This is a genomic window from Pontibacter sp. HJ8 (assembly GCF_054824225.1).
In genome coordinates this window covers 1-17261 of the sequence record NZ_JSYF01000136.1, presented here as the reverse complement: position 1 = coordinate 17261, position 17261 = coordinate 1, and the positions used below count along the sequence as shown (strand labels likewise).

Here is a 17261-nt window from a genome sequence, read left to right as displayed (position 1 = left end):
CCCCGGGTTCGCCGGAGCGTGCAGAACTGCAGCGCACGTATAAAGAACTCAAGTCGAAAGAGATCGATGTGCCGATGTATATCGGCGGCGACAAGGTATATACCGACAAAAAGAAGCCCATGCTTCAGCCGCACGACCACCAGCACATCCTGGGTCATTTCAGCGAAGGCGATTCGTCCCACGTGGAACAAGCTATCAATGCGGCCCTTGCCGCCCGCGAGGACTGGGCGAACATGGGTTGGGAGCACCGCCTGAGCATTTTCCTGAAAGCAGCCGACCTGCTGGCCGGTCCATGGAGAGCCCGCATGAACGCCGCTACTATGCTGGGTCAGTCCAAGAACGCTTACCAGGCCGAGATCGACTCTGCCTGCGAGCTGATTGACTTCCTGCGCTTCAATGCGCAGTATGCTACGGAGGTATACCAGATGCAGCCGGAGTCTTCGCCGGGCGTATGGAACCGCATGGAGCACCGTCCGCTGGAAGGCTTCGTGTTTGCCCTGACGCCTTTCAACTTCACCGCGATTGCCGGTAACCTGCCTGCTTCTGTGGCCATGATGGGCAACGTAGTAGTCTGGAAGCCTGCCAACACGCAGATCTATGCCGCCCAAACGATCATGGAGCTATTCCGTGAGGCGGGTCTGCCGGATGGGGTGATCAACCTGGTCTATGTAGACGGCCCTACGGCCGGTGATGTGATCTTCAACCACGCTGATTTTGCCGGCATCCACTTTACTGGCAGCACCGGCGTTTTCCAGAACATCTGGAAAACAATCGGCAACAACATTCACAAGTACAAGACCTACCCGCGCATCGTAGGCGAGACCGGTGGCAAGGACTTCATCATGGTGCACCGCTCCGCCGACGCCAGACAGGTAGCGACCGGCATCGTACGGGGTGCCTTTGAGTACCAGGGCCAGAAATGCTCTGCCGCTTCGCGTGCCTACGTGCCGAGCAACCTGTGGGAAGATGTGCAGCAATACATCATCGAAGACCTGAAGACCTTCAAAATGGGTCCGCCGGAAGATTTCTCCAACTTCATCAACGCGGTGATCGACGAGAAGTCGTTTGACAAAATTGCCAAGTACATTGACAATGCGAAGGAAAGCAACGAGGTGGAAGTGATTGCCGGTGGTAACTACGACAAGTCAAAAGGTTACTTCATAGAGCCTACCGTGCTCCTGTCGCACAACCCGCAGTACATCACCATGTGCGAAGAGATCTTCGGACCGGTGATCTCGATCTATGTCTATGACGAGAACAACTACGAGGATACATTGGAACTGGTCAACTCCACGTCGCCTTACGCGCTGACCGGTGCGATCTTCGCCCGTGACCGCTATGCAGTGGAGGTGGCTACGAAGAAACTCAGCGACGCTGCCGGCAACTTCTACATCAACGACAAGCCGACCGGCGCCGTGGTGGGACAGCAGCCATTTGGTGGTGCGCGTGCTTCGGGAACCAACGACAAGGCCGGCTCTATGCTGAACCTGCTGCGCTGGGTATCTGCCCGCTCTATCAAAGAGACCTTCGTATCGCCGGTTGATTACCGTTATCCATTCCTGGGAGAGGACAAGTAAGGTATAGCTTATTCCTGAAACACGAAGCACCACGCTCATCAAGGGCGTGGTGCTTTTATTTTTATACCCTCCGGATGAAGTATAGACAGACATTACTTGCGCGGGAATTATTCCCGTGCCAAGGTATAAAGTCGAGTCTGCGACTCTACAGGCGCAAAGCGCCTAACAGGTATAGGGAGGCGATTGCTGTTAGGTATAGGATTGGTATAGGTATAGCGACTCCAACGCCCTTATTGGGCTCTTCGAGCCCGTTGAGTCACAGACTCAACCTTATACTTAGTCACGCATCCGGAATTCGCGCCAGCGATAGGGAAGTAGTGATGCTAAACACGGCTGTGTTCTAATGGAAAGCTCAGCTGAATGAATAAGTCCCGTTCTTCACCCATGTTCAAACACCCCTGCTCCTATACCTTAAGCCTCCCCTGTCAGATAATACAATTCAGCGCAACACGGGTTGACATAGTGAGCCAGGCTCTGTCCCGGGGCATGGCGCTTTTGCTTTCTGTCCGGGGTCAGTCACGTTCTTCCTTTCAGGTAATTTTGAACGGGCTGCAACACCGGCTATGCGGCCAGCGGAGGCGAATCAGACCCTAAAATGTTGTCACAACATTTATTTCCCTTACGGCCTTCTTTTTAGGCTTTTTACATTCGATATAGTCTTTTGATTGTTGGCTATTTATACCTAATTTTGCTCCCAAATTTTAAGCAAGTATTACAGCAATATGGAAACTACTGTGAATCAGTATCTACCGTCGGACTACCTACCTATTTTAATTCAATTTGCGGCAGCTCTCGGCTTTGTCATATTTGCCTTGGTGGCGACGCACTTACTGGGTCCCAAGCGAAAAAGCGAGGTAAAGGACAGGGCCTTTGAGAGTGGGATTGAGTCGGTGGGGGATGCGCGTACGCCGATCTCCTACAAATACTTCCTCACAGCCATTCTTTTCGTCCTATTTGATATTGAAGTTATCTTCCTTTATCCGTGGGCGGTCAACTTCCGTGAGTTCGGTCTGGAAGGCTTTCTACCCGTCGTACTTTTCCTGGGAGTGATACTTACCGGCTTCTTCTACGAGATCAAGAAAGGCATTCTCAAGTAGCAGATCGTTAAACTTTTATAGTCTGAACGGTGTTTCTGCTAGGGAAATGATGACAAAATATTACAATCCTTGAGACATGAGTGATACAAATAAAGATATAATAATGGCTGAGGCACCGGAAGGTATAGCAGGTGCCGGTTTCTTTGCCACTTCTTTCGAGAAAGTAATCGGTCTGGCCCGCAAGCACTCGCTTTGGCCTTTGCCTTTTGCTACTTCCTGCTGCGGCATCGAGTACATGGCCACCATGGGTGCCAACTACGACATATCCCGTTTCGGTTCGGAGCGCCCAAGCTTTTCGCCCCGCCAGGCAGACATCCTGATGGTGATGGGGACCATTGCCAAGAAAATGGGACCTGTTGTGAAGCAGGTATACGAGCAGATGGCCGAGCCGCGCTGGGTGATTGCCGTGGGTGCCTGTGCCTCTTCAGGCGGTATCTTCGACACCTACTCTGTGTTGCAGGGCATCGACCGCGTGGTACCGGTAGACGTGTATGTACCGGGTTGTCCTCCCCGTCCCGAGCAGATCCTGGATGGTTTGATGCGGGTGCAGGACCTGGCAGAGAACGAATCGCTCCGCCGCCGCAGCTCACCTGAATATCAGGCACTTTTGGCCTCTTACAACATTAAATAAGCATAATGGAGCTTACGAACGAAAACGTACTCGGTAAACTTATCGCGCAGTTTGGAGAAGAGAACATCACGGATGCCTATGATCCGGATGGCATCATGACCTTCAACACCAACCGCGGCACCATCGTGGAGCTGATTCAATACCTGTATGACGACAAGGAGCTGCAGATCCAGTTCCTGACCACCCTCTGCGGCATACACTACCCGGACCTGAAAGACAAGGAACTGTGTGTGATGTACCAGTTGCACAGCCTCCGTCATAACTACCGTCTCCGCATCAAGGTGTTTCTACCGAGTGCCGACCCGGTTATACCGACGCTGACCAATATCTACTCCGCCGCCAACTGGATGGAGCGTGAGACCTTTGACTTTTACGGCGTCATCTTTACCGGTCACCCGAACCTGATCCGCATCCTCAACATCGAGGAGATGGAATACCACCCGATGCTCAAGCAGTATCCGCTGGAAGACCAGACAAGGGAAGACAAGATCGATACCTATTTCGGACGTTAAGCCAGTTTTTAGCCCGGCTATACCTATACCGGGCACTTACAAGACAAGCATATTATGGCTACTGATAATAAAACAGCTGATGTCGACCAGTTACAAGAGTTCCGCGACAACCGGGAGCTGAAACTGCAGGACAAGAAGAACGAGAACCTGACGACCCTGAACCTGGGTCCGACGCACCCGGCCACCCACGGTATTTTCCAGAACATCCTCCAGATGGACGGTGAGGTGATCATGGACGCCGTACCGACAATCGGCTACATACACCGTGCCTTTGAGAAAATTGCGGAACGCCGGCCTTTCTACCAGATCACGCCGCTCACCGACCGCATGAACTACTGCTCTTCCCCCATCAACAACATGGGGTACCACATGACAGTGGAGAAGCTCCTGGGTATAGAAATACCAAAGCGGGCGCAGTACATCCGGGTAATCATGATGGAGCTGGCCCGTATCTCCGACCACCTGATCTGTAACTCGATCCTGGGTGTGGACTCCGGCGCCTTCACCGGCTTCCTGTACGTGATGCAGGAGCGTGAGCACATCTACGACATTTACGAAGAGGTATGCGGTGCCCGTCTGACGACGAACATGGGCCGTATCGGGGGCATGGAACGTGACCTTTCTCCAAAGGCGCTGCACCTGATCGGTGAATTCCTGACCCGCTTCCCGAAGGTATGGGCGGAGTTTGAAAAAATGCTGACCCGCAACCGGATCTTCATCGACCGAACCGTTGGTGTTGGTGCCATTTCGGCTGAGCGTGCCCTGAACTACGGCTTCACCGGACCTAACCTGCGTGCCACAGGCGTGGATTACGATGTACGCGTGATGAACCCTTACTCCTCTTACCAGGACTTTGAGTTCGAAATTCCGGTTGGCTCCAAAGGAGATACCTACGACCGCTTCCTGGTGCGCAACGAGGAGGTATGGCAAAGTCTCAAAATCATTGAGCAGGCTTACAAAAACCTGCCGGAGGGCTCCTACCACGCCGATGCCCCGCATTACTACCTGCCTCCCAAGCAGGAGGTATACCGCAGCATGGAAGCGCTGATCTATCACTTCAAGATTGTGATGGGTGAGATTGACGCTCCCAAAGGCGAGGTATACCACAGCGTGGAAGGCGGCAACGGCGAACTGGGTTTCTACCTGATCAGCGACGGCGGCCGGACACCTTACCGACTACACTTCAGAAGACCTTGCTTCATCTACTACCAGGCTTACACAGAAATGATTGTGGGTGGCCAGCTGGCTGACGCCATCCTGACACTGAGTAGCCTGAACGTGATAGCCGGCGAACTGGATTCCTAATATATTATTAATTATCATCTACCATTGGCTCCTGGTCAATGACAATTACGAAGATGACAGAGACAAGAGAGTTAAAGTTTTCTGAAGCGGCCATGGCCGAGATTCAGCGCTACATCAGCCACTACCCGGAAGGGCGTCAGAAGTCAGCCATACTGCCTATCCTGCACGTGGCCCAGGCCGAATTCGGCGGATGGGTGAGCCCCGAAGCCATGGACCTGGTGGCAAGCATACTGAATATACAGCCAATCGAGGTATACGAAGTGGCGACCTTCTATACCATGTTCAACCTCAAGCCGGTTGGAAAGCACGTGCTGGAAGTGTGCCGCACCGGCCCTTGCTGCCTGCGTGGCGCCGACCAGATGATCGAGCTGCTGAAGCAGAAACTGAATGTAGAAGAAGGTGGCACGACGGCCGATGGTATGTTCACGCTCAAGCCGGTAGAATGTCTGGCTTCCTGCGGAACAGGCCCCATGCTGCAGGTGCGTGAGAAATTCTACGAGAACCTGGACTCTGAAGAGCGCCTGGACCAGTTCCTGGAAACACTACGCAACTCAGAGGTGGAAACACCTTATCATCAGCTGTCAGATTTGAAGAAAGACTAGTTGACGCAAAACAAAAGACCGCAATCCGGTCAGCTTTTGTCTTGCGTCTGCCATGCTTCTGTCAGAAATATATCATTGGATACTAAGCGATAACTGTGATGGCATCGCTTCATACATAGAATTCCTGTTACCATGGGACTTAAAATATTAACCGAACATATCAACGTACCTGGCATTGAAACGCTGGAAGTGTATCGTAAGCATGGCGGCTACCGCTCGGTAGAGAAAGCCCTGAAGACGATGACGCCGGATGAAGTGGTGGAAGAAGTAAAAACATCCGGCCTGCGTGGTCGTGGTGGCGCTGGTTTCCCGGCGGGTATGAAGTGGAGCTTCCTGGCCAAGCCGGAAGGGGTACCGCGTTACCTCGTGTGCAACGCCGATGAGTCGGAGCCGGGTACTTTCAAGGACCGCTACTTCATGGAGAAAACACCCCACTCCCTGATAGAAGGTATGATCACCTCCAGCTACGCGCTGGGTGCCAATACCTCCTATATCTACATCCGGGGTGAATTGATGTTTGTGCTGCGCATACTGGAGAAAGCCATTGCGGAAGCGTATGCCGCCGGATTGCTGGGTAAAAATATACTCGGTTCCGGGTATGACCTGGACCTACACGTTGCCCCGGGTGGTGGTGCCTATATTTGCGGGGAAGAAACAGCCCTGCTGGAATCCCTGGAAGGGAAGCGGGGTAACCCGCGTAACAAGCCGCCATTCCCGGCAGTGAAAGGTTTATTTGCCTCCCCTACGGTAGTAAACAACGTGGAAACTATTGCCTCCGTGCCTTGGATTGTGAATAACACCGGTGCAGAATATGCCAAGATTGGTGTTGGCCGAAGTACAGGTACCAAACTGTTTTCCTGCAGCGGTAACATCAACCGTCCGGGCGTGTATGAAATCGAGCTAGGTGTTCCGGTAGAAGAATTCATTTACTCAGATGAGTACTGCGGTGGCATCTGGAAAGGCAAGCAGCTGAAGGCGGTGGTGCCGGGCGGTTCTTCTGTTCCGATCCTGCCTGCTAACCTGATCACCAAGACAGCAGCCGGCGAGCAGCGCCTGATGACATACGAATCACTTTCAGACGGTGGTTTTGTGAGTGGCTCCATGCTGGGTTCCGGTGCTTTCATCGTGTTTGATGAAGACCAGTGCATTGTGCGTAACACGTGGAACTATGCCCGCTTCTATCACCATGAGTCGTGTGGTCAGTGCAGCCCCTGCCGTGAAGGTACAGGCTGGATGGAAAAGGTGCTTCACCGCATCGAGTACGGCCACGGCCATCAGCAGGACATTGACCTGCTGGTAAGTGTAGCCAAGCAGATCGAAGGCAACACTATCTGCCCGCTGGGGGATGCAGCCGCCTGGCCGGTAGCCAGTGCGATTCGCCACTTCCGCGAGGAGTTCGAATGGCACATCAAGCACCCGCACGAAGCAACCGCTCCGGGCGCTGTATACAGAGGCCAGCTGGCAGCAGTAACTGCATAATTTAGACACAAGTATCAAGACGTCAGACATTAGACTTTCTCTGATATAGGTCTTTAAATAAATTATCCTGCAAAGGAAAGTATAGCTTAAATCGTTTGGGACTGTTTGCGACTAACGAACAACGAAAAACGAAAAACGATAATAGAAATGGCTAAAATAACATTTGACGGCATCGAGGTAGAGGTAGAAGATGGAACCACCATCCTGCAGGCTGCCAGAAAAATCGGTGGTAATGTAGTGCCTCCTGCCATGTGTTTTTACACGCCCCTCAAAGGCAGTGGCGGCAAGTGCCGTGTGTGCCTGGTGAAGGTAACGCAGGGCTCTGCCCGTGACCCGCGCCCCATGCCTAAACTGGTGGCCTCGTGCATTACGCCGGTTCAGGATGGCATGGTCGTGGAAAACACCACCAACGAGGAAGTACTCAATGCCCGCAAGGGTATCGTGGAGATGTTGCTCATCAACCACCCACTCGATTGCCCGGTATGCGACCAGGCAGGGGAATGTAACCTGCAGGACCTTTCCTACGAGCACGGCGTGAGCGCAACCCGCTACGAAGAAGAGAGACGTACGTTCAACAAGGTAGACCTGGGCCCATACATTCAGCTGCACATGACGCGTTGCATCCTGTGCTACCGCTGTGTATATACGGCCGACCAGATCACCGAAAAGCGCGTGCACGGTGTACTCGGACGCGGTGATGCAGCCGAAATCGGCACCTACATCGAGAACGTGATCGACAACGACTTCTCAGGCAACGTGATCGATGTATGCCCGGTAGGAGCCCTGACGGACAAGACCTGGCGCTTCAAGAACCGCGTATGGTTCACCAAGCCGATGGATGCGCACCGCGACTGCCCTACCTGCAGTGGCAAAGTGACGCTCTGGTCACGTGGCGATGCTGTGCTGCGCGTAACAGCCCGCAAGAACGAATATGCTGAGGTGGAGGAGTTTATCTGCAACACCTGCCGCTTTGACAAAAAAGAAGTGAGCGACTGGAACATAGAAGGTGCGCGCCACATCGACAGAGGTTCTGTGATCTCGGCCAACCACTACGAATTACCGGTGGTGAACGTGCCGATTGTGCCGAACCTGCCTAAAACTACTGTTAAAAAACTGCCTCAGCAATAACCCATGGACTCTATAGACCTCATTTATAAAGCCATTTACATTCTGGCACTTTTCGGTATCACCCTGCTGATTGCGACCTACTCTACTTATTTTGAGCGCAAGATAGCGGCCTTTATCCAGGACCGTGTGGGGCCGAACAGGGCAGGCCCGTTTGGTTTGCTGCAGCCGCTGGCGGATGCCGGCAAGCTGTTCTTCAAAGAGGAATTCATACCGGGCAAAGCCAACAAGATGCTCTTCATTTTGGGTCCGGGCATTGCGATGCTGGTGGCCACCATGTCGAGCGCGGTTATACCTTTCGGGGACATGCTCATCGTAGGTGGCCGCGAGGTATACCTGCAGGCAATTGAGGTGAACATCGGGGTGCTCTACATTTTTGGTGTTGTATCGCTGGGTGTGTACGGTCTGATGATCGGTGGCTGGGCTTCCAATAACAAGTTCTCGTTGCTGGGAGCGATCCGGGCAGCTTCACAAAACATCTCGTACGAACTGGCCATGGGCCTTTCACTGATCGCGGTGCTGATGCTGAGCGGCTCTTTGTCGCTGCGCGTGATTGCCGAGCAGCAGGCGGGCTTTAACTGGAACATCTGGTACCAGCCGCTGGGCTTTATCATTTTCCTGGTATGCGCCTTTGCTGAGACCAACAGAACACCGTTTGACTTACCGGAGAGTGAGGCCGAACTGATTGGCGGTTACCACACCGAGTACAGCTCCATGAAACTGGGTATGTACCTGTTTGCCGAGTATATCAACATCTTTGTGGTTTCTGCCGTGATGTCGACGCTCTACTTTGGAGCCTACAACTTCCCATTCATGGAGAACCTGCGCCAGGCGTTCAGTGATCCTGTGCTGGGGAACAACGTGGTGACCATACTTGGGGTAGTGGTGATGTTTACCAAGATCTTCCTGTTCATCTTCTTCTTCATGTGGGTACGCTGGACCTTGCCACGTTTCCGTTACGATCAGCTGATGAAACTGGGCTGGAACATCCTCATCCCGCTGGCTATCCTGAATATCCTCCTGACAGGGGGCGGTATTCTGCTCAAAGACTATTTATTTTAAACTATAGTACCGAAATTTGAATGTTGGCCGGCCGGCGCCTGTTGAATAGACACCAAACAGCCAATACTCATTATCGACACGAAATGGAACCACTATCAAATAGAAGCAAAAGTGTAACTCAGAAGGAGATGACATTTTCAGAGAAGATGTACCTGCCTGCTATTGCGCAGGGTTTGGGGATCACACTGAAACACTTCTTCAAAAAGAAAGCAACGATACAATACCCGGAGCAGACACGCCAGCGCAGTGATGTGTGGCGCGGCCTGCATGTGCTCAAGCGCGACGAAAATGGCGCGGAGCGTTGCACGGCCTGCGGACTTTGTGCCGTGGCCTGCCCTGCCGAAGCGATCACCATGACAGCGGGCGAGCGCAAGACCGGGGAAGAGCATCTGTACCGGGAAGAGAAGTATGCGGTAACCTACGAAGTAAACATGCTGCGCTGCATCTTTTGCGGATTGTGCGAGGAGGCCTGCCCGAAAGCAGCTATCTTCCTGCAGGACGATAAAATTGCGCCGGCCCGCTACGAGCGCGATGAATTCATTTACGGCAAAGACCGTCTGGTAGAACCGTTAAAAACCACTGAAACAAAATAGCCCGATGACAGACAGTCTGTTTTTCTTCCTTGCTTCGCTTACCCTTCTTTGCGCCCTGATGGTCGTTATTTCAAAGAACCCGGTGTATAGCGTGATCTTCCTGATCCTTACGTTTTTTTCGATATCAGCCCATTACATCCTGCTGAATGCGCAGTTCCTGGCAGCCGTTAATATCATCGTGTATGCGGGTGCCATCATGGTCCTCTTCCTGTTTGTACTGATGTTCCTCGGCACCAGCAAAAATGTGGAACTACAGAAGGCGGGTATGCTTTCCAAGTTTGCAGGAGCCATCGCCGGCGGATTGCTGTTCCTGGTGGTGATTGCAGCCCTGAAAGATGTGCAGCTTTCCCCTGTTAACCACGACACGTTTGACTCACAGATCGGCATGGTGGAGAACCTGGGCAAAGTACTTTTCACCAAGTACATGCTGCCGTTTCAGCTGGTAGCTGTGTTGTTCCTGGTTTCCATGGTGGGCGCTGTTATGATAGGCAAGCGCGAAACCGGAGAGCAAAACTTCTAAAATCCGAAAGCTATACCTGATAAGGCTATACCTTACCTGAGAAAGCCGGTGCCCGCAAGCACCGGCTTTTTTTATTCTTCCAGCGTGAGGGTTAGTTCCAGTAGTTCGGAGCCGCCCTTGTCATCATCCGTCACCACGATGATGCTATACCTGTCCGTTCCCGTCCGCTGCCTGACCACCAGCGACTCTACCTTCCCAGTATAGGAGGTACCATCCGGATGCACAATGCGGGCCGCTGGCAGCAGCGGTATTTGGCCTTTGAGTTCTGAGAAAGGTACAAACCCGACAAAGCTGCCCAGCACTTCCCCATCGCTGATCGCGTCCTGGGTATCTTCCAGAGAGGCGGTAAAGAAAAGCTTGTTGTCGAATGCATAGGCCCCTGAAAAACCGGCTACCAGCTGATCCAGCACAGGAAGGGAAAAGGAATTAAAGGACGGCTGCGGCAGACTGGCCCCCTTCTCCCCGGACACATACCGGATAAAGTCTGAAAGGGCATAAGAGATCAGCACGTTCCTGCCTGTCCCGATGGCGCGCTGGAGCAGGTAGAGCTGGCCTTGTCCCGAAGCAACGCCCTCGATATTAAGCACGCCCTCCCCGATCACCGCCGGCACTTCGAGTTGCCGGAAGAGCGGGTCCATGTCAATTTCCCTTGCTCCCTTCCTGGCAGCACCTTCCATACAGAGGCTGTCGCCGCAGATGTTGTACAAAAATGCCTTGCGCCTGGTGGAGGCAGAGCCGGAGCCCAGCATGAGCAGGTAGGGTTCGCCTTTGTACTGGAGCAGCGTCATCCCTTCGAGGTCCGGCTTGAGTGGCTTCGGAATGCGCCCCGAACCGAAGCCGGCTGTGTCGAACATGGCCTCCTGTGACTCCAGTTTGAAGTTCTTGTCCAGCCGGTACAGGTAGGGCGAATCGTCCCCGATCACATAATAGTGATCGCCGAGCATTTCAAGACCGGAGGCCGAAGGCAGACTATCGTAGCTTAGCTTGTTTTCAATAACAGCTTTCATTGGAAGTGCAGGGTTAAAATCGGGCGAACGGCCCGCCGCTCCTGTCCGCTGACAGGAAGAAAACAGCAGCACCAGCCCAAAAGAAGAACAGACATACAACAGGCGAAATAAAATCATATCCTAAAAAATCATACAAAACTAAGTTTCCCGTCCGCTCGCTGCCAGCAGCAAGGTATAGCAAGCACCCTGCTGGCGGGCAGGATAGATAACAGCAGTCCAACGGGCCGCTGCCCTGGTGCCAGCGCTCCGGGTCCTATACCTACGAAGACAGCCCGGGAAAGTATAAGCAGTCGCAGCGAATGAGAGCCGGTGCCGGCAGCCCTATTTCTGTACAAGCTCCATAACAACGACTAGCCGGAAGCAGGCCTGACTGTGTATCCTCAAGACCAAACTGCACCCAATCGGGTAGTAGCAAGAAGATTAGAAATATGTTATGGATTTTACAAAAATGGGGATAACTTTGCGCTCGAATTTCGGATTGTAATTTACCCGTAATACGACCAGCTACCTAGACGATGAACCAAATACCCGAGGTTATCAGAACCATCCCGCTTGAATATTACCTCTACTTCAGTACTGCACTTTTTGCTATTGGCGTGACAGGTGTACTCACCAGACGAAATGCTATTGTCATTTTTATGTGTGTGGAGCTCATGCTCAACGCCGTGAACATTCTGTTCGTCGCTTTCTCGGCTTATCGCTCTGATCCGAACGGACAGATCTTTGTATTTTTCATCATGGCAGTGGCTGCAGCAGAAGTCTGTGTCGGGCTGGCCATCATTGTGATGATATACCGCAACATCCGCTCCACGGATGTGCAACTGATGAATTACCTGAAGTGGTAACCTCTCATATTTTTCACCTGAATAGCTTAACTAAATCATTCGCCAAATGCAAGAAGTAGTAATGCCCATCAACAATCAGGAAATGGCGCTGCTGTGTTTGCTTGTTCCGCTCCTGCCGTTCTTAGGCTTTCTTATCAACGGACTCGGCAACCGCAAATTGCCGAAAGGCCTGGTAGGCCTGATCGGCTGCGCCTCGGTGCTGGCCTCTTTCCTGATTTCGGTATACCTGTTCATCGACTTCACCTCCAATGGCAGCCGCCCGTACATCGTAGACCTCTACAACTGGTTCACGGTAGGTAGCCTCGAGATCGGTTTCTCCTTCATGATTGACCAGCTCACGCTGCTGATGCTGCTCATGGTGACAGGTATAGGTTTCCTGATACATGTGTACTCTGCCGGGTATATGAGCCACGACGAAGGCTATGGCAAGTTCTTCGCCTACCTCAACCTGTTCATGTTCTCGATGCTGGTGCTGGTGATGGGCTCCAACTATGTGATGATGTTCGTGGGCTGGGAAGGCGTAGGTCTTTGCTCCTACCTGCTGATCGGCTTCTGGAACAAGAATACCAACTATAACAATGCCGCCAAGAAAGCCTTCATCATGAACCGTATCGGTGACCTGGGCTTCCTGTTGGCTATCTTCCTTATCTTCATCACTTTTGGCAGCGTGAGCTACCCGGAAGTGTTCCTGTCGGCTTCGCAGATGACGGGCATGACCGACAGCGGGGTGATGATCGCCATTACCATGCTCCTGTTTGTAGGTGCAATGGGTAAAAGTGCCCAGCTTCCTTTGTTCACGTGGTTACCGGATGCGATGGCAGGCCCTACACCGGTTTCTGCCCTGATCCACGCCGCGACCATGGTGACAGCGGGCATTTACATGGTGCTTCGCTCCAACGTACTATATGTGCTGGCTCCGACTACACTGGAGTTCATCGCCATTATCGGTCTGGTGACGGCGCTGCTGGCTGCAACTATCGGTTTGGCGCAGAATGATATCAAAAAGGTGCTGGCTTATTCTACCGTATCGCAACTGGGCTTTATGTTCCTGGCGCTGGGTGTGATGGCTTTCTCCTCTTCTATTTTCCACGTACTCACGCACGCCTTCTTCAAGGCGCTGCTCTTCCTGGGTGCAGGTTCGGTGATCCACGCCATGAGCAACGAACAGGACATCCGCAACATGGGTGGCCTTCGCAAGTGGCTGCCCGTTACGTTCCTCACCTTCCTGATCGGCACACTGGCGATCTCCGGTATACCTCCGTTTGCCGGTTTCTTCTCCAAAGACGAGTTGCTGGCGCACGTGTATGAGCACAACAAGCTGATGTGGGTAGGTGGCTTGCTGGCATCCTTTATGACCGCTTTCTATATGTTCCGCTTGTTGTTCCTCACTTTCTTCGGCAAGTTCAGAGGCACAGAGGCGCAGCGCTCGCACCTGCACGAATCGCCGCCTTCTATGACTATTCCGCTGATCGTGCTGGCTATACTCTCTACCATTGGTGGTTTTATCGGTCTTCCAGCTGTATTCAGCGATACGCATACCTTGGGCAACTTCCTGTCGCCGATCTATGACCTGGCCCGCCGCGCAAACGGTGCCGCTATGGAAGCACCGCACATCGACCACGCCACAGAATATATGCTGATGGCTGTTTCGGTAGCAGTTGCCGTGCTTGCGATCATCATTGCCTATGTCATGTATGTGAAAAAGGCGACGGTACCGGCTCCGGAAAGCGCCCGTCTTTCTCCTGTTCACAACCTCATCTACAACAAGTATTACATCGACGAGCTGTACGACACCATTATCGTGCGTCCGCTGATGGCCCTCTCCACTGCTTTCCACCGCTTCGTGGATGTGATCGTGGTCGATGGCATCGTCAATGGCTTCGGCAAGTTAGTGATGCTGAGCGGTCGTACGCTGCGCTACGCACAGAGTGGCGTGATTGGCTTCTATGTGTTTGTGATGGTGGCCAGCATTGTTCTGATTCTATTTTTAAACTTCTTTATCGGTTAAGGTTCTAAGAAGATGATTACAGCTCTATTACTTTTCTGGCCTGCCCTCGCTGCACTGCTGGTGTTGCTCATCAAAGGACAAGGTGCCAAGAAAGTGGCTTTTATAGCAACCCTTGTTGAGTTTGCCATTGCCCTGTTTGCCACTGTAAACTTTATTCCGGATGCGACCACACAGTTTGCCCTCGATATTCCGTGGGTAGAGCGTGCCGGTATCGGCTTCAGCATCGGCATGGACGGCATCAGCCTCCTGATGGTGTTGCTGACGACTTTCCTGGTGCCGCTGATCGTGCTTTCTTCTTTCAAGCATGACTACAAAGACCCGCACGTGTTCTACGCCCTGGTCCTGTTCATGCAAACCGGCCTGATCGGTGTGTTTGTGTCGATGGATGCATTCCTGTTCTACTTCTTCTGGGAAGTGGCCCTGATTCCGATCTACTTCATTGCTGCCATCTGGGGCGGTGCGCGCCGGATACCGGTTACCTTTAAGTTCTTTGTGTATACGATCTTCGGTTCGCTCTTCATGCTGGCCGCTTTCATCTACCTCTACTTCCAGACAGCCGGCACAGGTATAGCAGCTCACTCTTCGAATGTGAACGCTTTCTACCAACTGACGCTGGACAGCGCCACACAAGGCTGGATCTTCTGGTTCCTCTTCCTGGCATTTGCCATCAAGATGCCGGTGTTCCCGTTCCATACCTGGCAGCCGGACACCTATACGGAGTCTCCTGCACAGGCAACGATGCTGCTGGCCGGCATCATGCTGAAAATGGGTATCTACGGTGTATTGCGCTGGTTGCTGCCGGTGGTGCCGTTGGGCGTGAGCCAGTGGGTGGATGTAGTACTGGTGCTTTCGATCATCGGGATCGTCTACGCATCTGTGATCGCCATACGCCAGCAAGACCTCAAGCGCCTGATCGCTTACTCTTCCATTGCGCACGTTGGTTTGATCTCTGCCGGTATCTTTACCCTGAACGAGCAGGGCCTACAGGGCGGCGTGATCCAGATGCTGAGCCATGGCATCAACGTGGTAGGTCTGTTCTTCATCATCGACATCATCTTCAGCAGAACCAATACCAGAGAAATTGCCAGCCTGGGAGGTATTACCCAGACCACGCCGGCACTTTCCATCTGCTTTATGATTCTGGTGCTGGGCTCGGTGGCGCTGCCGCTTACCAACGGGTTTATCGGGGAGTTTCTGCTGCTGTCGGGTGTGTTCCAGTACAACTTCTATTTCGGGGCCTTTGCCGGCACGACCATCATCCTGGGTTCGGTATATATGCTGCGTATGTTTCAGGGCGTGATGTTCGGCAACAAGTCCGAAGCCACAGAAGGATTCGCTGACCTGACCTTCAACGAAAAAGCGGTGCTGATCCCACTGGTGATCATGGTATTCTGGATCGGTTTGTTCCCGAATACCTTCCTGAGCATTTCAGAACCTGCTGTCGGCAACCTGTTGAACATCATCAACCGCTAACCGCACACGATAAAAGAAACGATTTTACAGGAAATACAACGACATGATTTCGATTATACTTCTATCCGGATTCGGGATAATAAACCTCTTCGTAGGTTTCCTGAAGTCTAAAAGGGTTTTGTTGCCACTGTCGCTGCTGTTTTTGGCGATCGTGTTCGGCATTAACCTGCTTGACTGGAACGATACCCAGAGCTACTTCAGCAACATGCTTACCATCGACAACTACTCGGTGGCTTTTACGGGGATCATGGTGCTTTCCACCCTGATGATTCTGCCTTTTACACAGCACTACATCACCCGCAACGACGAAAACCTGGGTGAATACTACGCCCTGCTCCTGTTCTCACTGGTAGGCGCTGTGATGATGGTGAGTTACGAGAACATGCTTATGCTGTTCATCGGTATAGAGATCCTTTCCATTGCCATGTATGTGCTGGCGGGAAGCGACAAGAGCAGCCTGCGCTCAGCAGAAGCAGCCCTGAAATACTTCCTGATGGGATCGTTCTTTACAGGCGTGCTGCTATTCGGGATGGTGATGATCTACGGTGCAACCGGTACGTTCAACATCACAGAGATCAGCGCGGTACAGGCAGTGGGCACAGATGGTGTAACCAACATCATGTTCGTGCTGGGCCTGCTGATGATCGTCATCGGTATCTCTTTTAAAATATCAGCGGCTCCGTTCCACTTCTGGACGCCGGATGTATACGAAGGTGCCCCAACCGTGTTCACAGCCTATATGTCTACGGTTGTTAAAACGGCGGGTGTAGCTGCTTTTTACAAACTGATGGCTGCTGCCTTCCCGGCGTCTTATGCCTCCTGGCTGCCGACACTGGTTGCCATCACGGTGCTGACACTGGTTATCGGAAACATCGGAGCCGTGGTACAGCAGAGTGTAAAGCGTATGTTGGCCTATTCCAGTATTTCGCACGCCGGTTACCTGCTCATGTCGCTGATCGCTTTCAATGCATATTCCGAGTCAGCTATCCTGTTCTATTCCTTTGCTTATTCTACCGCTACTATCGCTGCGTTTGGCGTGTTGCAACTGGTAGCCCGGCAGCGTGGCAGTGAGGCCTTTGAAGCATTCAACGGACTGGGCAAGACCAATCCGCTGCTGGCCTTTGCCGTAACCGTAGCCATGATGTCGCTGGCAGGTATACCGCTGACGGCAGGCTTCTTTGGTAAATTCTTCATCTTCTCGGCCCTGATCGAAAACCCGGATATGATGTGGCTGATCGTGCTAGCGGTGATACTTGCAGCGGTGGGTATCTACTACTACTTCAAAGTGGTGATCGCGATGTATATGCATCCGGCAGGCGACCAGGCACCGATAGCGGTTTCTGGCATTATCCGGATCATGCTGATTATTCTAACTGCCTTAACCATCCTGCTCGGTATTGTGCCAGCTCTTGTAAGCGACATACT

16 protein-coding genes are annotated in these 17261 nt (G+C 52.6%); 15 read left to right on the top strand and 1 reads right to left on the bottom strand.

Annotated elements, in window-relative coordinates; genetic code table 11:
• The 11 genes from pruA to OB13_RS07365 all read left to right on the top strand — a co-directional run.
• On the top strand, positions 1-1577 hold a 1577-nt coding region (gene pruA / locus OB13_RS07415; protein WP_461489521.1), incomplete at its 5' end, for an L-glutamate gamma-semialdehyde dehydrogenase.
• A 722-nt stretch (positions 1578-2299) separates the two neighbouring features.
• Positions 2300-2674, top strand: a complete 375-nt coding sequence (locus OB13_RS07410) for an NADH-quinone oxidoreductase subunit A (RefSeq protein ID WP_461489520.1) — start codon at positions 2300-2302, stop codon at positions 2672-2674.
• Positions 2675-2750: 76 nt separating this feature from the next.
• Positions 2751-3305 (top strand): NADH-quinone oxidoreductase subunit B, encoded by a 555-nt coding sequence (locus OB13_RS07405; protein WP_461489519.1) that lies wholly within the window; start codon positions 2751-2753, stop codon positions 3303-3305.
• 5 nt (positions 3306-3310) lie between these two features.
• Entirely contained in the window at positions 3311-3817 is a 507-nt protein-coding gene (locus OB13_RS07400; RefSeq protein ID WP_461489518.1) for an NADH-quinone oxidoreductase subunit C, read from the top strand.
• 54 nt (positions 3818-3871) lie between these two features.
• Complete coding sequence (gene nuoD, locus OB13_RS07395) at positions 3872-5122, top strand: NADH dehydrogenase (quinone) subunit D (RefSeq protein WP_461489517.1); 1251 nt, start codon at positions 3872-3874, stop codon at positions 5120-5122.
• Positions 5123-5175: 53 nt separating this feature from the next.
• Positions 5176-5724 (top strand): NADH-quinone oxidoreductase subunit NuoE family protein, encoded by a 549-nt coding sequence (locus OB13_RS07390; protein ID WP_461489516.1) that lies wholly within the window; start codon positions 5176-5178, stop codon positions 5722-5724.
• Between the two features lie 132 nt (positions 5725-5856).
• The gene (gene nuoF, locus OB13_RS07385; protein ID WP_461489515.1) at positions 5857-7203 is read left to right on the top strand and encodes an NADH-quinone oxidoreductase subunit NuoF; all 1347 of its coding nucleotides are present in this window, start codon (positions 5857-5859) and stop codon (positions 7201-7203) included.
• Positions 7204-7350: 147 nt separating this feature from the next.
• Entirely contained in the window at positions 7351-8331 is a 981-nt protein-coding gene (locus OB13_RS07380) for an NADH-quinone oxidoreductase subunit G (RefSeq protein ID WP_461489514.1), read from the top strand.
• A 3-nt stretch (positions 8332-8334) separates the two neighbouring features.
• On the top strand, positions 8335-9390 hold the full coding sequence (nuoH, locus tag OB13_RS07375; RefSeq protein WP_461489513.1) for an NADH-quinone oxidoreductase subunit NuoH: 1056 nt from the start codon (positions 8335-8337) through the stop codon (positions 9388-9390).
• Positions 9391-9518: 128 nt separating this feature from the next.
• Positions 9519-9983, top strand: a complete 465-nt coding sequence (locus OB13_RS07370; protein ID WP_461489512.1) for a NuoI/complex I 23 kDa subunit family protein — start codon at positions 9519-9521, stop codon at positions 9981-9983.
• A gap of 4 nt (positions 9984-9987) precedes the next feature.
• A complete protein-coding gene (locus tag OB13_RS07365) occupies positions 9988-10503 on the top strand; it encodes an NADH-quinone oxidoreductase subunit J family protein (RefSeq protein WP_461489511.1) in 516 nt (171 codons plus the stop codon).
• Between the two features lie 71 nt (positions 10504-10574).
• Here OB13_RS07365 and OB13_RS07360 read toward each other — a convergent pair whose 3' ends face one another.
• Positions 10575-11510, bottom strand: a complete 936-nt coding sequence (locus OB13_RS07360; RefSeq protein ID WP_461489510.1) for a DUF6929 family protein — start codon at positions 11508-11510, stop codon at positions 10575-10577.
• Between the two features lie 515 nt (positions 11511-12025).
• Between OB13_RS07360 and nuoK the strand changes: the two genes are divergently transcribed.
• From nuoK to OB13_RS07340, 4 genes are all read left to right on the top strand, one after another.
• Positions 12026-12355 (top strand): NADH-quinone oxidoreductase subunit NuoK, encoded by a 330-nt coding sequence (gene nuoK / locus OB13_RS07355; protein WP_461489509.1) that lies wholly within the window; start codon positions 12026-12028, stop codon positions 12353-12355.
• Positions 12356-12401: 46 nt separating this feature from the next.
• Entirely contained in the window at positions 12402-14363 is a 1962-nt protein-coding gene (gene nuoL / locus OB13_RS07350; RefSeq protein WP_461489508.1) for an NADH-quinone oxidoreductase subunit L, read from the top strand.
• 12 nt (positions 14364-14375) lie between these two features.
• A complete protein-coding gene (locus OB13_RS07345) occupies positions 14376-15836 on the top strand; it encodes a complex I subunit 4 family protein (RefSeq protein ID WP_461489507.1) in 1461 nt (486 codons plus the stop codon).
• Positions 15837-15879: 43 nt separating this feature from the next.
• The coding region (locus tag OB13_RS07340; protein WP_461489506.1) for an NADH-quinone oxidoreductase subunit N at positions 15880-17261 on the top strand (1382 nt) is incomplete at its 3' end.

Coding starts and splice junctions, on each gene's coding strand:
- OB13_RS07410 (WP_461489520.1), top strand. CDS start 2,300: ATGGAAACTACTGTGAATCAGTATCTACCGTCGGACTACCTACCTATT.
- OB13_RS07405 (WP_461489519.1), top strand. CDS start 2,751: ATGAGTGATACAAATAAAGATATAATAATGGCTGAGGCACCGGAAGGT.
- OB13_RS07400 (WP_461489518.1), top strand. CDS start 3,311: ATGGAGCTTACGAACGAAAACGTACTCGGTAAACTTATCGCGCAGTTT.
- nuoD (WP_461489517.1), top strand. CDS start 3,872: ATGGCTACTGATAATAAAACAGCTGATGTCGACCAGTTACAAGAGTTC.
- OB13_RS07390 (WP_461489516.1), top strand. CDS start 5,176: ATGACAGAGACAAGAGAGTTAAAGTTTTCTGAAGCGGCCATGGCCGAG.
- nuoF (WP_461489515.1), top strand. CDS start 5,857: ATGGGACTTAAAATATTAACCGAACATATCAACGTACCTGGCATTGAA.
- OB13_RS07380 (WP_461489514.1), top strand. CDS start 7,351: ATGGCTAAAATAACATTTGACGGCATCGAGGTAGAGGTAGAAGATGGA.
- nuoH (WP_461489513.1), top strand. CDS start 8,335: ATGGACTCTATAGACCTCATTTATAAAGCCATTTACATTCTGGCACTT.
- OB13_RS07370 (WP_461489512.1), top strand. CDS start 9,519: ATGACATTTTCAGAGAAGATGTACCTGCCTGCTATTGCGCAGGGTTTG.
- OB13_RS07365 (WP_461489511.1), top strand. CDS start 9,988: ATGACAGACAGTCTGTTTTTCTTCCTTGCTTCGCTTACCCTTCTTTGC.
- OB13_RS07360 (WP_461489510.1), bottom strand. CDS start 11,510: ATGAAAGCTGTTATTGAAAACAAGCTAAGCTACGATAGTCTGCCTTCG.
- nuoK (WP_461489509.1), top strand. CDS start 12,026: ATGAACCAAATACCCGAGGTTATCAGAACCATCCCGCTTGAATATTAC.
- nuoL (WP_461489508.1), top strand. CDS start 12,402: ATGCAAGAAGTAGTAATGCCCATCAACAATCAGGAAATGGCGCTGCTG.
- OB13_RS07345 (WP_461489507.1), top strand. CDS start 14,376: ATGATTACAGCTCTATTACTTTTCTGGCCTGCCCTCGCTGCACTGCTG.